Origin of the sequence: Congregibacter sp., assembly GCF_965660375.1 — a bacterium.
GTDB lineage: Bacteria > Pseudomonadota > Gammaproteobacteria > Pseudomonadales > Halieaceae > Congregibacter.
This window is the reverse complement of sequence record NZ_CBFHZO010000109.1, coordinates 1-15,041: the sequence shown is the minus strand read 5'-3', so window position 1 is coordinate 15,041 and position 15,041 is coordinate 1. Positions and strand designations below refer to the sequence as shown.

Genomic DNA, 15,041 nt, shown 5'->3' with positions numbered 1-15,041 from the left:
GCTTCCGGTGCTCCGCGACGCTGGTCGCTGAGGCCAAGTACGATAACGTCGCGCTCATCCCATCCCTGACGTATGCGAAGCTGGTCCCCTACAGCAATTTCCCGGGAAACCTTCACCCGTTGGCCGCTGAGCTGCACCTTGCCGCCCTCGATCGCCGCTTTCGCCAGGCTGCGTGTTTTAAAAAATCGCGCCGCCCAGAGCCATTTGTCCACCCGTAACTTTTCCGCCGATACGTCGTTCACGGACGGGCCTGGGGCATGATCTCGTCAAAATGATGGATCCCCGGAAAACGGGTGTCCATACGTTTCTGCTGGGAGCTGTCGGGTTGCAATAACGTCAATAGGTGTCGAATGCCATAGCTTTTAGCCGCGTCCAGCACTGACTCGGTGTCGTCAATAAAGAGTGTTGTCTCGGGGTCAAAGGGGTGAAGTTCCTGAAGGCGCTCCCAAAAAACCTGCTGCTCCTTTGGGGCATCAAGATCATGGGAGACTACGATGTGGTCAAACCATTCTGTAATGTCCACTTCAGCCATTTTGATATTCAGCGTCTCTCGGTGAGCATTGGTCACCAGTAGAACGTCCATAGGCTGCGAGCGTAGCCATCGGAGGAAGTCGAGGGAGTAGGGCCGCATGCGGATCATGTGCTTGAGTTCCCGCTTGAGATTCGGGATGTCCATAGCTAACTCCCGGGACCAGTGATCCAGACAGTACCAGGGCAGAGATCCTCGCACCGAAGCGAAGCCCCCCTGAAGCTCGGCGATGGCGTCATCCTCTGCTATGCCCCGGGATTTCGCGTAAGCGCGCGGAAGATACTCCATCCAGAAATGGTTGTCGTAATGGAGGTCCAGCAGGGTGCCGTCCATGTCCAGGAGCACCGTGCGAATGTTAGGCCAGTCGATCATAAGTGGGTGCTATAGTAGCGCTTATGCAAATCCCTGGGCACCCAATCTTGACGCAGACGGATATCCGGGCGCTTTTGGACCTGTGTTATCAGGCCTCAGAGAGTATTGTGCAGTACTACAATGATGAGGCAAGTGCGAGCCTTTTCAGCAGCAAGGAAGACCGCACGCCCCTTACTCAGGCCGATCTCAGCTCTCATCAGATACTCAGCAGCGGCCTGGCCGCATTGAGTCCGGAGCTGCCACTATTGTCGGAGGAATGCAGCAGCAGCGAGATAGCATCGCGACATCAGTGGAATCGCTTCTGGATGGTAGATCCCCTCGACGGCACCCGGGAGTTTCTTGAACGCACAGGGGAATTTACGATTAACGTAGCCCTGATCGAAGAGCAGCGTCCGACCGTTGGTTTGATTTATGAGCCCCTGAAGCACAAAGCCAGCCTGGGGGTCGTCGGTGCGGGTGCCTGGGCGTTGAGTATGGAAGACGGCAGCTGGCGGTCCACTGCGATTAGCACACGCAGGCTTCCTGCCCGTGAACTTGTGCTTTTGGCGAGCAAAAGACATAGCAATCCGCGATTGGATGACTGCATAAACTACCTGAAGTCGAGTCATGAGATAGCTCGCCAAAACAGCGGTAGCGCCTTGAAGTTCTGCGACCTGGCTGTGGGGCAGGGGGATTGCTATCCGCGCTTCTCCCCCTGCAGCGAGTGGGATGTGGCGGCAGGGGATGCCCTGGTGACCGCCGCGGGAGGGGCGGTCTACGGCATGGACGGGGCGCCCTTGCAATACAACGCTCGAGATACCCTGCTGAGTCCGCATTTTGTGGCGGTGGGCGACAGGTCCGCTGACTTGTGGGATGGGTTGTTAGCTTGTGTCCGGTGAGAAACCCGGGGTGAATCCTGGGTGAACTCGAGAGTGAAAGATGGGCCTTGTCTGGAGGCGGGGGCGCGGTTATCTTCGTCTTCTCTCCAAAGCGTGATCACAGGCGGAAATTCCAGTAGATGAACTGGCCACCGGGCAAGGAACCAGGCGCTGACGCGGAAGCCGCAAATGAGGTTTTGACGCCTGCCATGCGCCTACTGCAGTTACAGACCCGTCACAGGGCGCTGGATACCCGCATTGCCGAAATGCAGCAGTACCCCTATCAGAACCAGATATTGTTGCAGCGCTTGAAAAAGGAGAAGTTGCGATTGAAAGACACTATTGCGCTTTTGAAGGACGACATGATTCCCGATCTGGACGCCTGAAGGAAATTCTGAAGAGTCTCTGACGCTATGGATCTTGTCGTATACGCCGTTCCCTTCTTTATCCTTGCCATGATTATGGAGCTGCTATGGGGCCTGCGTGCAGGCCGCAATACCTATCGGGTCAATGATGCGGTAAGCAGTCTCTTTCTCGGGACGCTCAGCCAGGCACGGAAATTTATCACCCTGGGAGTGGGCGGCTACGTCTACCATCTCACCACCGAGTATTTCTCACTGCCGTTGATGAGCGCTGAAAGTATCTGGACCTGGATTCTGGCAATGGTGCTCTACGATTTTTGCTACTACTGGCTTCATCGTATGGGCCACGAGCGCACGATTTTGTGGGCGGCTCACGTGGCACATCACCAGAGTGAGGATTACAACCTCTCCACTGCCCTGCGTCAGACCAGCACGGGGTTCCTGTTGGGTTGGGTCTTTTACCTGCCCATGTTTGCTCTTGGCGTCCCGGCGGAAGTGGTAGTGACCGTCGGATCCATAAATCTCATTTACCAGTTTTGGGTCCATACCGAGCATGTGGGCAAGCTGGGCTGGTACGAGTGGATTTTTGTCACGCCGTCCAATCACCGCGTTCACCATGCCCAAAATGAACGTTACCTTGATCGTAATTACGGTGGCCTGTTTATTCTCTGGGATCGCCTTTTTGGCACTTTCCAGGAGGAGCTTGATTCGGATCCGCCGATTTATGGTATCCGCGGCCCCCTTCACAGCTTTAACCCCGTTCGGGCTCTGACACACATTTACAGCGATATGTGTAGGGATAGCTGGAGAGCGTCCCGCTGGCGCGACAAGCTGCATGTATGGGTCGCACGCAATGGCTGGCGACCCACCGATGTGGACGCGAGATACCCCCTGCAGAAGGCACCGCTGGAGGCCTTCGAGCGCTTTGACCCGCCCATGGGCCTGGCGGTCCGGATCTATGTGCTCTACCAGCTCGTAGCGGTGGTAGCGCTGCTGGGTTATCTGCAGTCGGGAAGCCTTGAGAGCTACGGCGCTGGCGTCGTTCTGGTGCTGGCAATGCTCTGGACCACAATCACTACCGCCTATTGGATGGAGGCGCGCTCCGTTGCGCGAGGGTTTGTGTTGGACGCGCTGCGACTGCTCAGCCTTTTCTGCGGATTTTTAATGATGCCCCCTGCGGGGACTCTCAATCCGGTAATAGCCACTTACCTGTGTGTAAATCTGGCGATCCTAATTGCTGTTACCGCCGCCGTGGATGGCAAAAGCAAGGTTGAGTGTAAGGCGGTAGAGAAAACCGAAGGTGACGCTGCGGCGGATCCTGAGCTTGTCACGAAGGCCGCAGAGTCTGATGCTGACACCCCTGCGCCGTTAAAAATGGCTTAGGGAGTCGACGGACTGCTGTCGTCGTCAACCCGCCCATGCTGTCTGCGCTCCCGAAGTCCCTTTGCTGCATGGGCCGCGAAGCCCTCACCGGCCTTGGCATAGAGATTAAATGCAGAGATACCTTTCGCTTCAAGGGCTGAGGCTTCTTCCTCAAAGCGAACGACGGCGGCAATGCGTCCCGTAAAACCCATCTGTCGAAGAAGGTCTGCGACCAGCATGTTTTCCTGATGGTTGGTGAGCGCGAGCATCACCAGCTCCAGTTCCTTGAGGTCGACGCGATGCCAAAAGTCCGGGTCGCTGGCGTCTGCTGCAGCGACACGCCGGTGCATGGCCAGGTGTTGGGCGAGCTTTCGATCGTTATCGTCAATGCCGAGCACCTCGCGGCCATAGCTTCTGGCAATCGCCTCGTAGGCTCCTGTGCCAATGTTGCCCATGCCGAGCACCAATACGCGAACACCTTGAGTGTCCGGCCGTTGGGCACGGACCATAGGTGTTTCATGACGGAGGAGACGCTCCCGGTGTCGTCGATACAAACTGTGCGACAGCCGGTTGAGGGGAGAAGCCACTACAAAACTGACCGCAATAGCGATGGACATGGCTCCGCTCCACTCGGAGCCTATCCAGCCCTGACTGGCGGCTACCGCAATGACAATAAGTCCAAACTCGCTGTGGTTTGCCAGACTGTTGGATGCCATCAGTGCGGTACGCGGCGCGACATGCAAGCGCGTGAAGAGCGGGAAATACAGCAAGGGCTTGAGCAGAGCCAGGCTGCCAAGTATGAAGGCGAGGATCATGAGGCTGGTTGAGGGCCAGCCACTGAGTCCAATGGACAAAAAGAATCCGACGAGGAAAAGATCTTTAAAATAAAGAAGATTCCGCGCCAGTTCCTTGCCTTTTTGCTCTCCCGCAAGCAGAACACCGATCAAAAGTGCGCCCAGATCACCTTTGATTCCGACGCTGTCAAAGAGTTGTGCGCCCAGAATGGCCAGTGCAAAACCAGCCAGCGTGAATAGCTCTCCGTGGCCCGCGAGACGCAGCATGCTCAAAATGGGCCGCCTCGCGGGAAACAGCAGTAGCAACCAGAGCGCCGATGGTTCAGGCATCTTTCCGGTAGAGGCGGCCAGAAACAGCACAGCCGCTAAATCCTGGATAATGAGCACTCCCACGGCCAGATTGGCATGACGGGAAGCCATCTCGCCCCGTTCCTGCATGATTTGTATGACAAAAACTGTACTGGAGAAACTGAAGGCAAAGGCAATGACCAGTTTGGCATTCATCGACAAGCCCAGCTGCGGCAAAAACTGCGCAGCGAGACTGAGAAGAGCGAGCACCACGAGCTGGGTCACCAGCATATGTATCACCGTGGTGCCCCAGATGCGCGGCTTTAGCAAATCACGAACCTGCAGCTTCAGGCCGATACTGAAGAGAAGCAGCGTTATCCCCATTTCCGAGAGGACCGCCAGCATCTCTCCACCGTCCACATCAAGCTCGTGGAGCACAAAACCTGCGGCCAGGTAGCCTATGAGTGCAGGCATGCCTATAGCTCTGCTCGCCATGCCGCACAGGAGCGCTACGATTATCAGCAGGGGGTCAGGCACTATTTACTCCAGCGTCCGGGGCCTTCGCTTGGACCACCGCAACATCACGCAAACCCGGCTCGACTTTCTGGTGCTCGGGGTGGAGCGAGGCCCAAAACGGGGGAATGCACAGCAGGGCAATGGCGAGATCAGTCGCGATGCGCAGGAGCTCCCAGGCGGGGATATCCAGTGGGTATATTCCTAACCAGCCGCGCAGAGGGGGCAGGAGAATCGCAAGAAACAGTGATAACCGGGAGATACCAAAAAGCCCAAGCCCCAACAGCAGGTAAAAGGTGCCGCACAAGGCGATGAGCAGCAGGCTGCTTGTGGTCGGCAGCAGCCACAGCGTAAGGCACTGACCCGCGCCAGAAATCGACGCCAGAATTGCCGCCATGTTGCGGAGTTTGATTGGGTCTGTGTCGGGATGTTTGATCACGCAGGAAACGTTACCACAGAGGCGTGATCATACTGTATCGCTGTGATTAGCCCCGGGCTTTAGCTACTGCAGACTGGGTTTCTCTCCCCAGCTTTTTACAGCAGTCCGTTCCTACGTTAACGAGGGCATTCAGGTTGACGCCAGTTTGTATACCCATGCCCTGGAGCATGTAAACCACGTCTTCGGTGGCGACATTGCCACTGGCGCCCGTCGCATAGGGGCAGCCTCCCAGCCCTGCAACGGAGCTGTCTATGCGCCTGATGCCATACTGCAGACCCACCAATAGGTTGGCCAGTGCCTGTCCGTAGCTGTTGTGGCAGTGCAGGGCCAGTCGCCCGGCAGTGAGGCTTGGCACTAAGGCATTGAGGAGCGTATCCATGGATCCGGGAGTGCCGGTGCCGATAGTGTCCCCCAGGGAAATTTCGTAGCAGCCCATATCCAATAGGGCCTGAGATACTTTTAGCACTGCTGCGGGCGCAATTTCCCCCTCATAGGGGCAGCCCAGTACGCAGGAGACGTAGCCCCTAACCTTGACTCCTGACGTTTTCGCGGCCTCCATAACGGGCAGGAACCGCTCGATGCTTTCTGAGATGGAGCAATTGATATTGCGCTGGGAAAAAGACTCCGAAGCCGCAGCGAACACGGCAACCTCGCTGGCGCCGGCGTCCATGGCGCGATCAAAACCCTTCAGGTTGGGTGTAAGCGCGGCGTAGGTGACGTCAGGAACGCGCGCAATCTGTTGAAACACATCGCCGCTGTCCGCCATTTGGGGAATCCATCGAGGATTTACAAAGCTGCCGGTCTCCACGTAACGCAGCCCTGCGTCCACGAGTCCCTCCACCAGTGCGACTTTGTCACCGGTCGACAGGGGAGCGCTTTCGTTTTGCAGACCATCGCGGGGGCCAACCTCCACAATGGAAACAGCTTTCGGATAATTAAGGGATGCACTCATGAAGCGCTCGAACCTTCGAAGTCCACCAGGCTCGCGCCGCGATCAACCAGGTCGCCCGGATTAAAGCGAAACCCGTTGACCTTGCCCGCCGAGGGCGCCCGCAGGGTCTGCTCCATTTTCATGGCCTCGATAACCACAACGGGATCACCTGCGTTGACGACAGTCCCCGGCTCTACGAGAAGTGCAACCACGGTGCCGTGCATGGGGGCCCCGAACTCGCTATCGCCTGCGGCCGCGGCAGTGGCGTCTGCCGTAGTGAGCTGTTTTTCAGCGAAGTGGAAAGCACCGTCATCCCAGAACACTGTGAATTCCCCATTCTCTGTGGCAAAACTGCCGCGGTAGCGATGCCCATCAAGCTCCAGCATTAAAACATCGTCGCGGAGATCGCCGCGGATGGTTGCCGTCTCGTCGTCCAGAAGCAGCTCGAGATGATCGCCGCGATCCACAAGCTCCACGAGATACTCCTTACCATGACAAAGCACGTCGAACCGTTGGCAGTGGGGTGTGTTCATGCGCCAGCCCCGGCTATCCGCCCAGGGTGAAAATCGATCATTCCCGGGGCTTTGATTGGCCCGGCGTCTGAGGGACAGAAGTGCCAGTGCGGCGGCGGCGAGGTCGCGGTTTTTCTGCGCAGGAGGCGCCCGAAAAAGGTCTTCGTGATGACGCTCGATAAAGTGCGTATCAAGATCGCAGTGCGCAAACGCCGGGAGTGCGGCAATGTTATAGAGAAATGCGATGTTACTTGCTGGTCCCGCCACGCGGAACGCGCTCAGAGCGCGGGTCAGACGTCGACGGGCCTCTTCACGGGTGTCCCCATGGACAATGAGCTTTGCGATCATGGGGTCGTAGTAGGGGCTGATTTCGCTGCCTTCAATGACCCCCGTATCAATGCGCAGGGAGGGTCCTTCCGGAGGCAGGCGCAGATAATTAATGACGCCGGTGGAGGGGAGAAAGTCCTGCTCCGTATCCTCGGCGTAGATGCGCGCTTCCATGGCATGACCGTCCACCCGGATTTCACTCTGACTTAAGGGCAGCGTTTCTCCTGCGGCAACGCGCAGCTGCCATTCCACAAGATCCTGCCCGGTAATCATTTCGGTTACCGGATGCTCCACCTGAAGCCGGGTGTTCATTTCCATAAAGAAGAATCGCCCTGAAGCATCAAGGAGAAACTCCACCGTGCCTGCCCCCAGATAGTCAATGGCGCGCGCGGCATCCACCGCGGCCTCACCCATGGCGCGACGAAGCTCATCGGAAAGCCCCGGTGCGGGAGCCTCTTCGATGACCTTTTGATGACGGCGCTGGATAGAGCAATCCCGTTCCGCGAGGTACACGCCGTTGCCGTGACCGTCACAAAAAACCTGCACTTCCACGTGCCGCGGACGTTGAATCAGTTTTTCGATCAGCATGCGGTCATCGCTGAAGCTGGCACTCGATTCCCGGCGAGCGGCTGCCAGGGCTTCGCTGAATTCATCAGCACCGTGCACCGCGCGCATCCCTTTGCCCCCACCTCCGGCGGTAGCTTTGAGGAGAACGGGGTAACCCATGGCGTCCGCCTGCTCGCGAAGTACTTCGTCACTTTGATCGTCACCGTGGTAGCCGGGTATCAGGGGAACGCCCGCTTTCTCCATGATGCTTTTGGCGCGGGACTTGGAGCCCATGGAGTCGATGGCGGAAGCTCCGGGGCCGATAAATACGATACCCGCTGCCTCACAGGCTCTTGCGAACCCTGCGTTTTCAGACAGAAAGCCGTAGCCCGGGTGTATCGCTTCGCTGCCAGTCTCGACCGCCGCCTTGAGGATCTTGTCCTGATCCAGATAGGAGAGCGTTGCCGCCGATTCACCAATATGTACAGCCTGATCGGCCAGCTGCACATGGAGCGCGTTTCGGTCAGCATCGGAATACACCGCGACAGTACGGATGCCCAGCGCCTTCGCCGTGTGGATAACGCGACACGCGATTTCTCCGCGATTCGCTATGAGAATTCGGTTAAACATCAGTTTTTACTCCCTGTGGTCCAGCTCGGCGGACGCTTTTGGAGAAATGCCTGGAGGCCTTCCTGGCCCTCTTCGGAGACGCGCAGATGGGCGATACGCGCGCTGGTGTCATCAATCAACTGTTCATCAACGTTTTTGCCGGCGAGGTCCCGCACAAGGACCTTAGCCGCGGCCATAGCCTCCGGACCGTTATGCAGCAAAGATTGCACGATGTCGTTCATCATGCTGTCGAGTTCATCGGCAGGGCAGCACTCGTGGATGAGCTGTATGTCCCGGGCACGATGAGCGTCGAAACGCTCTGCGGTGAGAAACAGACGTCGCGCCCAGCGGGTGCCAATCGCTTCAATCACGTGGGGCCCGATGGTCGCAGGGATGAGGCCGATACGCGTTTCCGTAAGCCCAAACAAGGTCCCGACCCTGGCTATCGCGATATCGCAGCAACTGATGAGACCCACGGCACCGCCAAAAGCATTGCCCTGAACTCTGGCGATGGTTGGCTGGGGCAGTGTCTTAAGCGTTTGCAGCATCGTTGCAAGGGCGCGGGCATCGTCAAGATTGTGCCCGTAATCGAAGTCCGCCATGCGCTTCATGTAGCCAAGGTCTGCGCCGGCGGAGAAGCTTTTACCCTCAGCCTGCAAAATCACGACGCGGACATGAGTACTCCCCGCGAGACGATCAAAGTGCGATTGCATTAGGGCGATCATCCCATCGTCAAACGCATTATGCTTTTCCGGACGGTTGAGCGTTACCCTGGCAATGCCTTGTTCGCTCACCTCACAACTGACTAATGATTCAGAACTGGTGCTCATCATGCGCTACCTACATTCGGAACACGCCGAAGCGTGATTCCTCTATCGGCGTATTGAGTGAGGCGGAGAGTGCGAGTGCCAACACCTGTCGTGTATCCATGGGATCAATTACGCCGTCATCCCAAAGTCGGGCCGAGGCATAGAAAGGATGTCCCTGGGATTCGTAGCGGTCGAGGATAGGCTGCTTGAAGTTCGCCTCTTCCTCGTCGCTCATGCTCTCGTTACGCCTCGCGAGCTGGTCCTGTTTGACCGTGGCCAAAACACTCGCTGCCTGTTCGCCACCCATCACAGATATGCGTGCGTTGGGCCACATGAACATAAAACGGGGATCGTAGGAGCGGCCACACATGGCGTAGTTTCCCGCGCCAAAGGAGCCACCGATAACCACGGTGAATTTGGGAACATCGGCACAGGCCACGGCGTGAACCATCTTTGCGCCGTGTCGGGCTATCCCCTCGGCCTCATATTCGCGACCGACCATGAACCCGTTGATGTTCTGTAGAAACAACAAGGGAATCTTGCGCTGCGCGCAGAGCTCGACAAAGTGGGCGCCTTTTACGGCCGATTCGGAGAACAGGATGCCGTTGTTGGCAACGATGCCAATGGGGTACCCGTTGAGTCGCGCAAAACCACACACCAGTGTGTCGCCAAAAAGCGCTTTGAACTCGTCAAAGGCCGAGTCGTCGACAATCCGTGCGATGACCTCCCGCACATCAAAGGGTTGGCGTCTGTCGGCAGGAACGATCCCATACAGGTCCGTTGCGGGGTATCGGGGCTCTACCGGCTCTTTGACTTCGACATTGACGTGCTTGACACGATTGAGATTGGCGACGGACTGCCGTAGCAGGGCCATGGCATGTCGATCATCGTTGGCGTAATGATCGGTGACGCCGGATTGGCGACAGTGCACGTCGGCTCCACCGAGCTCTTCGGCACTGACGACCTCGCCGGTTGCCGCCTTGACCAGTGGTGGTCCGCCCAAAAATATGGTGCCCTGTTCGCGCACAATAATCGATTCATCGGCCATGGAGGGGATGTAGGCGCCTCCGGCGGTGCAGCTTCCGAGTACTGCGGCGAGTTGCGGAATACCCTTGGCAGACATGCGTGCCTGATTGTAGAAAGCGCGGCCAAAGTGCTCCCGGTCCGGAAACACCTCGTCCTGCATGGGCAGGAACGCACCACCGGAGTCCACCAGATAGAGGCAGGGCAGGTTGTTCTGTTCGGCGATAGTTTGGGCACGGGCCTGTTTCTTTACCGTGAGCGGATAGTAGGTGCCGCCTTTTACCGTGGCGTCGTTGATAAACACCATGCATTCGTGACCACTGACACGACCGATACCGGTGATGATGCCGGCGCCCGGCACCTCGTCCTCATAGACCTCATGGGCAGCCAGCTGGGACAGTTCCAGAAAGGGGGTTCCCGGGTCCAACAGTGCATCGAGGCGTTCTCGTGGCAGCAGTTTGCCGCGGGACACATGTCGTTCCCGCGAGACTTCACCGCCGCCTTCGCTGATTTTCGCGACCAGCTCCCGGAGGTTTTTGACCTGACGTCGCATCGCCCGCTGATTATCCAGAGCGCTGGGATCGTTGGCGTTATATCGAGTCTGAAGAATTGTCATGGATAAATACTCAGGCCGAGGCTTTGAAGAGTTCGCGGCCAATGAGCATACGCCGAATCTCTGAGGTTCCGGCACCAATCTCGTAGAGCTTGGCATCGCGCAACAGGCGTCCCGCATTGGCTTCGTTGGTGTAGCCATAACCACCCAAGGCCTGAATCGTTTGCAGCGCCAGCTGGGTTGCTTTTTCCGCCGTGTACAGGATCACTGCCGCGCAATCCTGGCGAGTTTCCTCGCCGCGGTCGCAGGCCGCTGCGACCATATACAGATAGGACCGACAGGCGTTCAGGTCGGCATACATATCGGCAAGCTTTCCCTGCATGAGTTGGAACTCTCCGATAGCCTGGCCGAATTGGTTTCGCGTGTGGAGGTAGGGCAACACCTCATCAATGCAGGCCTGCATGATGCCCACGGGTCCACCGGACAGGACGGTGCGCTCGTAATCCAGGCCGGACATAAGAATTTCGACGCCTTTGCCTTCTTCCCGGAGAATATTTTCGGCGGGAACCTTGCAGTCCTCAAACACCAACTCACAGGTGTTGGATCCGCGCATTCCCAGTTTGTCTAGCTTCGGCGACCGGGAGAATCCCGGGTAGTCGCGTTCTACGATAAAGGCGGTAATACCGCGGGAGCCCGCCTGAACATCGGTCTTCGCGTAAATGACGTAAACATCGGCGTCAGGCCCGTTGGTAATCCACATTTTTGTGCCGTTTAGAACAAAGTGATCGCCCTCCCGGCGAGCGTTAAGCTTCATGCTCACTACGTCGGAGCCGGCATTTGCCTCAGACATTGCCAGGGCACCAACGTGCTCTCCGCTGCAGAGTTTCGGCAAGTAGTGGGATCGCTGGGCGTCGTTGCCATGGCGCTGGATTTGATTCAGGCAGAGGTTGGACATGGCACCGTAGGAGAGTCCCACAGAGCCCGAGGCCCGGCTGATCTCTTCCATAACAATGGAGTGGGCGAGATAGCCCATACCGCTACCGCCGTATTCCTCGTCGACGGTGATGCCCAGCAGCCCCATGGCACCGAGCTTGGGCCACAGGTCCGCCGGAAAGTCATTGTCCTTATCAATCTGTGCCGCGCGCGGTTTGATTTCTTTTTCGCACATTTGATGCACCGCATCCCGGAGCATGTCGATGTCCTCGCCAAGCCCGAAATTAAGAGTGGGGTATCCGGTGTTCATACGCTGTGCTCCTTGCGCGTTAAGCAGTGAGTGATTTGTGAGGTTGTTTGTCTCGGTGTTTTTTCCGGGCGTCGCGGCAAAGTTCTTCAACTTCGTCTAGCGCAGTGAGCATATCGTCAAGATCTTTGCGCTGCTGCTCCAGTGCCGCCCGGCGCTTACCAATACGGGTGAGAAGCGAGTCAAGCTGTGTCGAGTCGCTTTCGCCGGGGTGATACATATCAATGATTTCGACGCTTTCGGCGAGGCTGAGGCCAATGCGTTTGCCCCGTAATATAAGTCGGATACGGGCTCGATCGGCGGGTGTATAAATGCGTTTTTGCCCGGAGCGAAGGGGCTTGATAAAGCCTTTCTCTTCGTAAAAGCGGATCGTTCGCGTGGAGATATCAAACTCTCGCGATAACTCAGAGATGGTGAAACGTTTTTGCGTCGATGACATATTTCGAGTCTAGCTTACGTTTACGTTAACGTAAAGCTGGATAAGCGCCCCTCAATTGAATTTGGTGGCCGGCGGTGTTCGGATGCCTGAGGACGACTTTGCTATGATCCGCTGCCCTCTCGATAAAAGCTCTCCTTAGATGTCCGCCACCGACGTTTTAGCGCAACTTGCTGATGGTACTGTTCACTCAGGTTCGGATCTTGCCGATGCGCAGGGTCTGAGTCGCACGGCCATATGGAAGCAGGTTGCCACTCTGGAAAAGCTGGGTATCAGCGTGAAACGGGTGCGGGGGCAGGGTTATCAGATTGAAGGCGGATTGGATCTCCTCGACGAACGCGTTATCCGCGAATCCATTGATCGCGACGCGTCCGCGCAGCTACACCAGTTAAATATCCACCAAAGCATAGACTCCACGAACGCCGAGCTCCGGCGACAGACGCCATTCGGTGCGGGTGCGTCCGTCTGTCTCGCAGAGAGGCAGAGTTCGGGGCGCGGCCGCCGCGGACGGTCCTGGGTGAGCCCCTTTGCCAGCAGCATCTATTTGTCCGTGGGGCGGCAGTTTAGTGGTGGGGCCGGGGTTCTTGAGGGTCTGTCTCTGGCCATGGGTGTTGCCGTGGGCGAAGCGCTTCAGGCACTGGGTGTTGAGGGCGTCTCCTTGAAGTGGCCCAATGACGTTTATCTGGACGGTAAAAAGCTGGCGGGCATTCTGGTGGAGATGAGCGGAGATTTCTCTGGTCCCTGCGACGTGGTCATTGGTGTCGGGGTCAATGTGCAGCTCCCCGACGATGCAGCAAAAGGCATTGAGCAACCTTGGGCGGACCTCCAGGGCGCAGGTCGGGAAGTATTTACCCGAAGCGAATTGGCAGGAAAGCTTCTCAGTCATTTGTTGCCCGCGCTTGCCACCTATGAAAAGGATGGATTTATCCCCTGGCGCGAGCGATGGGTGGCGATGGATGCTTTTGCGGGTCTTCCGGTTGTCGTGGACAACAATGGCCAGCGCCTGGCCGGGGCGGCTGCCGGAGTCGATGAGCGGGGTGCGCTTCTCCTTCGCACCGCTGCCGGAGTGAAAAGTATTTACGCCGGTGAGGTTTCGCTGCGCCTGCAGGAGCCGGCGGCATGAAGGGGTGCTTGCTGCTCTTGGACATCGGCAATAGCGGTGCAAAGTGGCTCGTGATCGACGAGGGAGAGGTGTCGGGCGCGGGGCGCCTTGAAACTGGCATCATTCCTGAGAGCATGGGAGGCAGGCTCCAAAATGCGACGGTACTGATTGCCAGCGTTGCGGCGCCGGGGCTGCAGCGGGAGCTTTCCGATAAGCTGGCCTCTAAAGGGGCTGTGGTGTGGTTCGCCCACACCCGGGCAGCACTGGACGGGCTTGTGAATTCCTACGCCAACCCCGAGCGCATGGGAGTGGATCGGTGGCTGGCGATGCTGGCCGCGCGGCGCCGCCTTAACGGTCGTTTTTGTGTGGTCGATGCGGGTTCTGCCCTCACCATCGACCTGGTGGCCGCCAGCGGAGAGCATGAGGGAGGCTTTATCATTCCAGGCACTGCGCTCATGGAGCGGGCGCTTTTTGCTGATACAAAGCGGGTTCGCGACCGTGTAACCGGTGCCATTTCTATTCTTCCGGGCCGTTCCACAGCAGAAGCGGTGAGTCACGGCTTGCTGCTTGCGCAGGCCGGAGCGGTCAATTTGGCTCTAGAGGGGGCCGGGGAGAAGGGTGAAGCCCCTGGCTTGCTGCTCTGTGGTGGCGGGATGCAGCAACTGGCAGAGGTGCTGAGTTGTGAGTATATGCTGACACCCCGGTTGGTGTTCGAGGGCTTGTTGCGGCAGGCGGAATTGGAGCGCCCTGAGCTGCTCGGTCCTCACAAAGTATCTTCAGCGCTTTTTGTGAATGATTGATTGAAAGCATCTCCCCGTTTGACTAAACTCGCGCACCTCGCGTTTTGGCTGGCGTAGCTCAGTAGGTAGAGCAGCTGATTTGTAATCAGCCGGTCGGGGGTTCGATTCCTCTCGCCAGCTCCAATCCCCTTTTAGACCCCTTTGAAACCTCTGCAAATACTCGGTTTCTGTTTAGCTGCGGGCGGCGATCGGATAAACGCAGCACACACTGGCCTCCTGGCTATTGCGTTTCAATCGGCTAGACCTCGGAGGGCGTGGGGGGCCTATCGCGTCTGGTCCGTTGCCGGGGTGCCGCTCTCGCTTGCAAAGGACGATTTTGCAACGGTTTTCCTGTTCCGAAACTGGCCTACAGTAAAAAGAGGGAAATAAGGGTTAGCCCCGTTAGCGCACCTTGGGGCAGACGGCAGGGTTGGCTGCAAGGGTAGCCATAGCGCCTACACTTAAATCAAGCATCAAGCTCGGAGCTTAGGGAATCCAAACAGCCCCATTAGACCCGCCAAGACAACAACCCCCGGAACGGCAAAACAGGAACTAGCACAGTGGCAGTGGAACTATAGGGCGTGCCAACGCGCGGTTGATTCGTTAGCACTATGGGTTCTTTTCAAGTATATCCTGCCGCATTAACACTAACAGTACC

General features: G+C 57.5%; 15 protein-coding genes and 1 tRNA gene. 6 read left to right on the top strand and 10 right to left on the bottom strand.

The features are described 5' to 3' along the window. Positions 1 to 242 (bottom strand): RNA-binding S4 domain-containing protein (locus ACTG3T_RS10710; protein ID WP_439102266.1); only part of this gene is annotated, 242 nt, incomplete at its 3' end. Further along, a complete protein-coding gene (gene yrfG / locus ACTG3T_RS10705) occupies positions 239 to 901 on the bottom strand; it encodes a GMP/IMP nucleotidase (RefSeq protein ID WP_439102265.1) in 663 nt (220 codons plus the stop codon). The genes ACTG3T_RS10710 and yrfG, both read right to left, overlap by 4 nt. A 47-nt stretch (positions 902 to 948) precedes the next feature. Here yrfG and cysQ point away from each other — a divergent pair, with 47 nt between their 5' ends. The 3 genes from cysQ (at position 949) to ACTG3T_RS10690 (ending at position 3,503) form a co-directional block, all read left to right on the top strand. Then, the gene (gene cysQ, locus ACTG3T_RS10700; protein WP_439102264.1) at positions 949 to 1,779 is read left to right on the top strand and encodes a 3'(2'),5'-bisphosphate nucleotidase CysQ; all 831 of its coding nucleotides are present in this window, start codon (positions 949 to 951) and stop codon (positions 1,777 to 1,779) included. Positions 1,780 to 1,898: 119 nt separating this feature from the next. Next, positions 1,899 to 2,144 carry a YdcH family protein gene (locus ACTG3T_RS10695; protein ID WP_439102263.1) on the top strand — a complete coding sequence of 82 codons (246 nt, stop codon included), beginning with the start codon at positions 1,899 to 1,901 and terminating at the stop codon, positions 2,142 to 2,144. 27 nt (positions 2,145 to 2,171) lie between these two features. Beyond that, the gene (locus ACTG3T_RS10690) at positions 2,172 to 3,503 is read left to right on the top strand and encodes a sterol desaturase family protein (protein ID WP_439102262.1); all 1,332 of its coding nucleotides are present in this window, start codon (positions 2,172 to 2,174) and stop codon (positions 3,501 to 3,503) included. Here the strand turns inward: ACTG3T_RS10690 and ACTG3T_RS10685 are convergent. From ACTG3T_RS10685 to ACTG3T_RS10650, 8 genes are read right to left on the bottom strand one after another with little or no spacing between them, the layout of a single operon-like run. Further along, positions 3,500 to 5,101, bottom strand: coding sequence for a cation:proton antiporter domain-containing protein (locus tag ACTG3T_RS10685; protein WP_439102261.1), 1,602 nt, complete (start codon positions 5,099 to 5,101; stop codon positions 3,500 to 3,502). The two genes, ACTG3T_RS10690 and ACTG3T_RS10685, sit on opposite strands and share 4 nt — an antisense overlap. Continuing rightward, complete coding sequence (locus tag ACTG3T_RS10680) at positions 5,094 to 5,516, bottom strand: hypothetical protein (protein WP_439102260.1); 423 nt, start codon at positions 5,514 to 5,516, stop codon at positions 5,094 to 5,096. Before ACTG3T_RS10680 ends, ACTG3T_RS10685 begins: the two co-directional genes overlap by 8 nt. Before the next feature lie 46 nt (positions 5,517 to 5,562). Continuing rightward, positions 5,563 to 6,468 carry a hydroxymethylglutaryl-CoA lyase gene (locus tag ACTG3T_RS10675; RefSeq protein WP_439102259.1) on the bottom strand — a complete coding sequence of 302 codons (906 nt, stop codon included), beginning with the start codon at positions 6,466 to 6,468 and terminating at the stop codon, positions 5,563 to 5,565. Beyond that, positions 6,465 to 8,462: an acetyl/propionyl/methylcrotonyl-CoA carboxylase subunit alpha gene (locus tag ACTG3T_RS10670; protein ID WP_439102258.1), complete on the bottom strand. Its 1,998-nt coding sequence runs from the start codon at positions 8,460 to 8,462 to the stop codon at positions 6,465 to 6,467. Before ACTG3T_RS10670 ends, ACTG3T_RS10675 begins: the two co-directional genes overlap by 4 nt. Further along, positions 8,462 to 9,235: an enoyl-CoA hydratase/isomerase family protein gene (locus ACTG3T_RS10665; protein WP_439102257.1), complete on the bottom strand. Its 774-nt coding sequence runs from the start codon at positions 9,233 to 9,235 to the stop codon at positions 8,462 to 8,464. Before ACTG3T_RS10665 ends, ACTG3T_RS10670 begins: the two co-directional genes overlap by 1 nt. A 46-nt stretch (positions 9,236 to 9,281) precedes the next feature. Then, on the bottom strand, positions 9,282 to 10,889 hold the full coding sequence (locus ACTG3T_RS10660) for a carboxyl transferase domain-containing protein (protein ID WP_439102256.1): 1,608 nt from the start codon (positions 10,887 to 10,889) through the stop codon (positions 9,282 to 9,284). A 10-nt stretch (positions 10,890 to 10,899) separates the two neighbouring features. Beyond that, on the bottom strand, positions 10,900 to 12,069 hold the full coding sequence (locus ACTG3T_RS10655; RefSeq protein ID WP_439102255.1) for an isovaleryl-CoA dehydrogenase: 1,170 nt from the start codon (positions 12,067 to 12,069) through the stop codon (positions 10,900 to 10,902). 19 nt (positions 12,070 to 12,088) lie between these two features. Then, entirely contained in the window at positions 12,089 to 12,505 is a 417-nt protein-coding gene (locus ACTG3T_RS10650) for a MerR family transcriptional regulator (RefSeq protein ID WP_439102254.1), read from the bottom strand. Positions 12,506 to 12,644: 139 nt separating this feature from the next. On the opposite strand from ACTG3T_RS10650, the gene birA reads away from it, so the two are divergent. The 3 genes from birA (at position 12,645) to ACTG3T_RS10635 (ending at position 14,527) form a co-directional block, all read left to right on the top strand. After that, positions 12,645 to 13,625: a bifunctional biotin--[acetyl-CoA-carboxylase] ligase/biotin operon repressor BirA gene (gene birA, locus ACTG3T_RS10645; RefSeq protein ID WP_439102253.1), complete on the top strand. Its 981-nt coding sequence runs from the start codon at positions 12,645 to 12,647 to the stop codon at positions 13,623 to 13,625. Continuing rightward, positions 13,622 to 14,404, top strand: coding sequence for a type III pantothenate kinase (locus ACTG3T_RS10640; RefSeq protein WP_439102252.1), 783 nt, complete (start codon positions 13,622 to 13,624; stop codon positions 14,402 to 14,404). The genes birA and ACTG3T_RS10640 overlap by 4 nt, the downstream gene beginning before the upstream one ends. Before the next feature lie 47 nt (positions 14,405 to 14,451). Further along, positions 14,452 to 14,527, top strand: a tRNA-Thr gene (locus ACTG3T_RS10635). Positions 14,528 to 15,041: the final 514 nt, after the last annotated feature.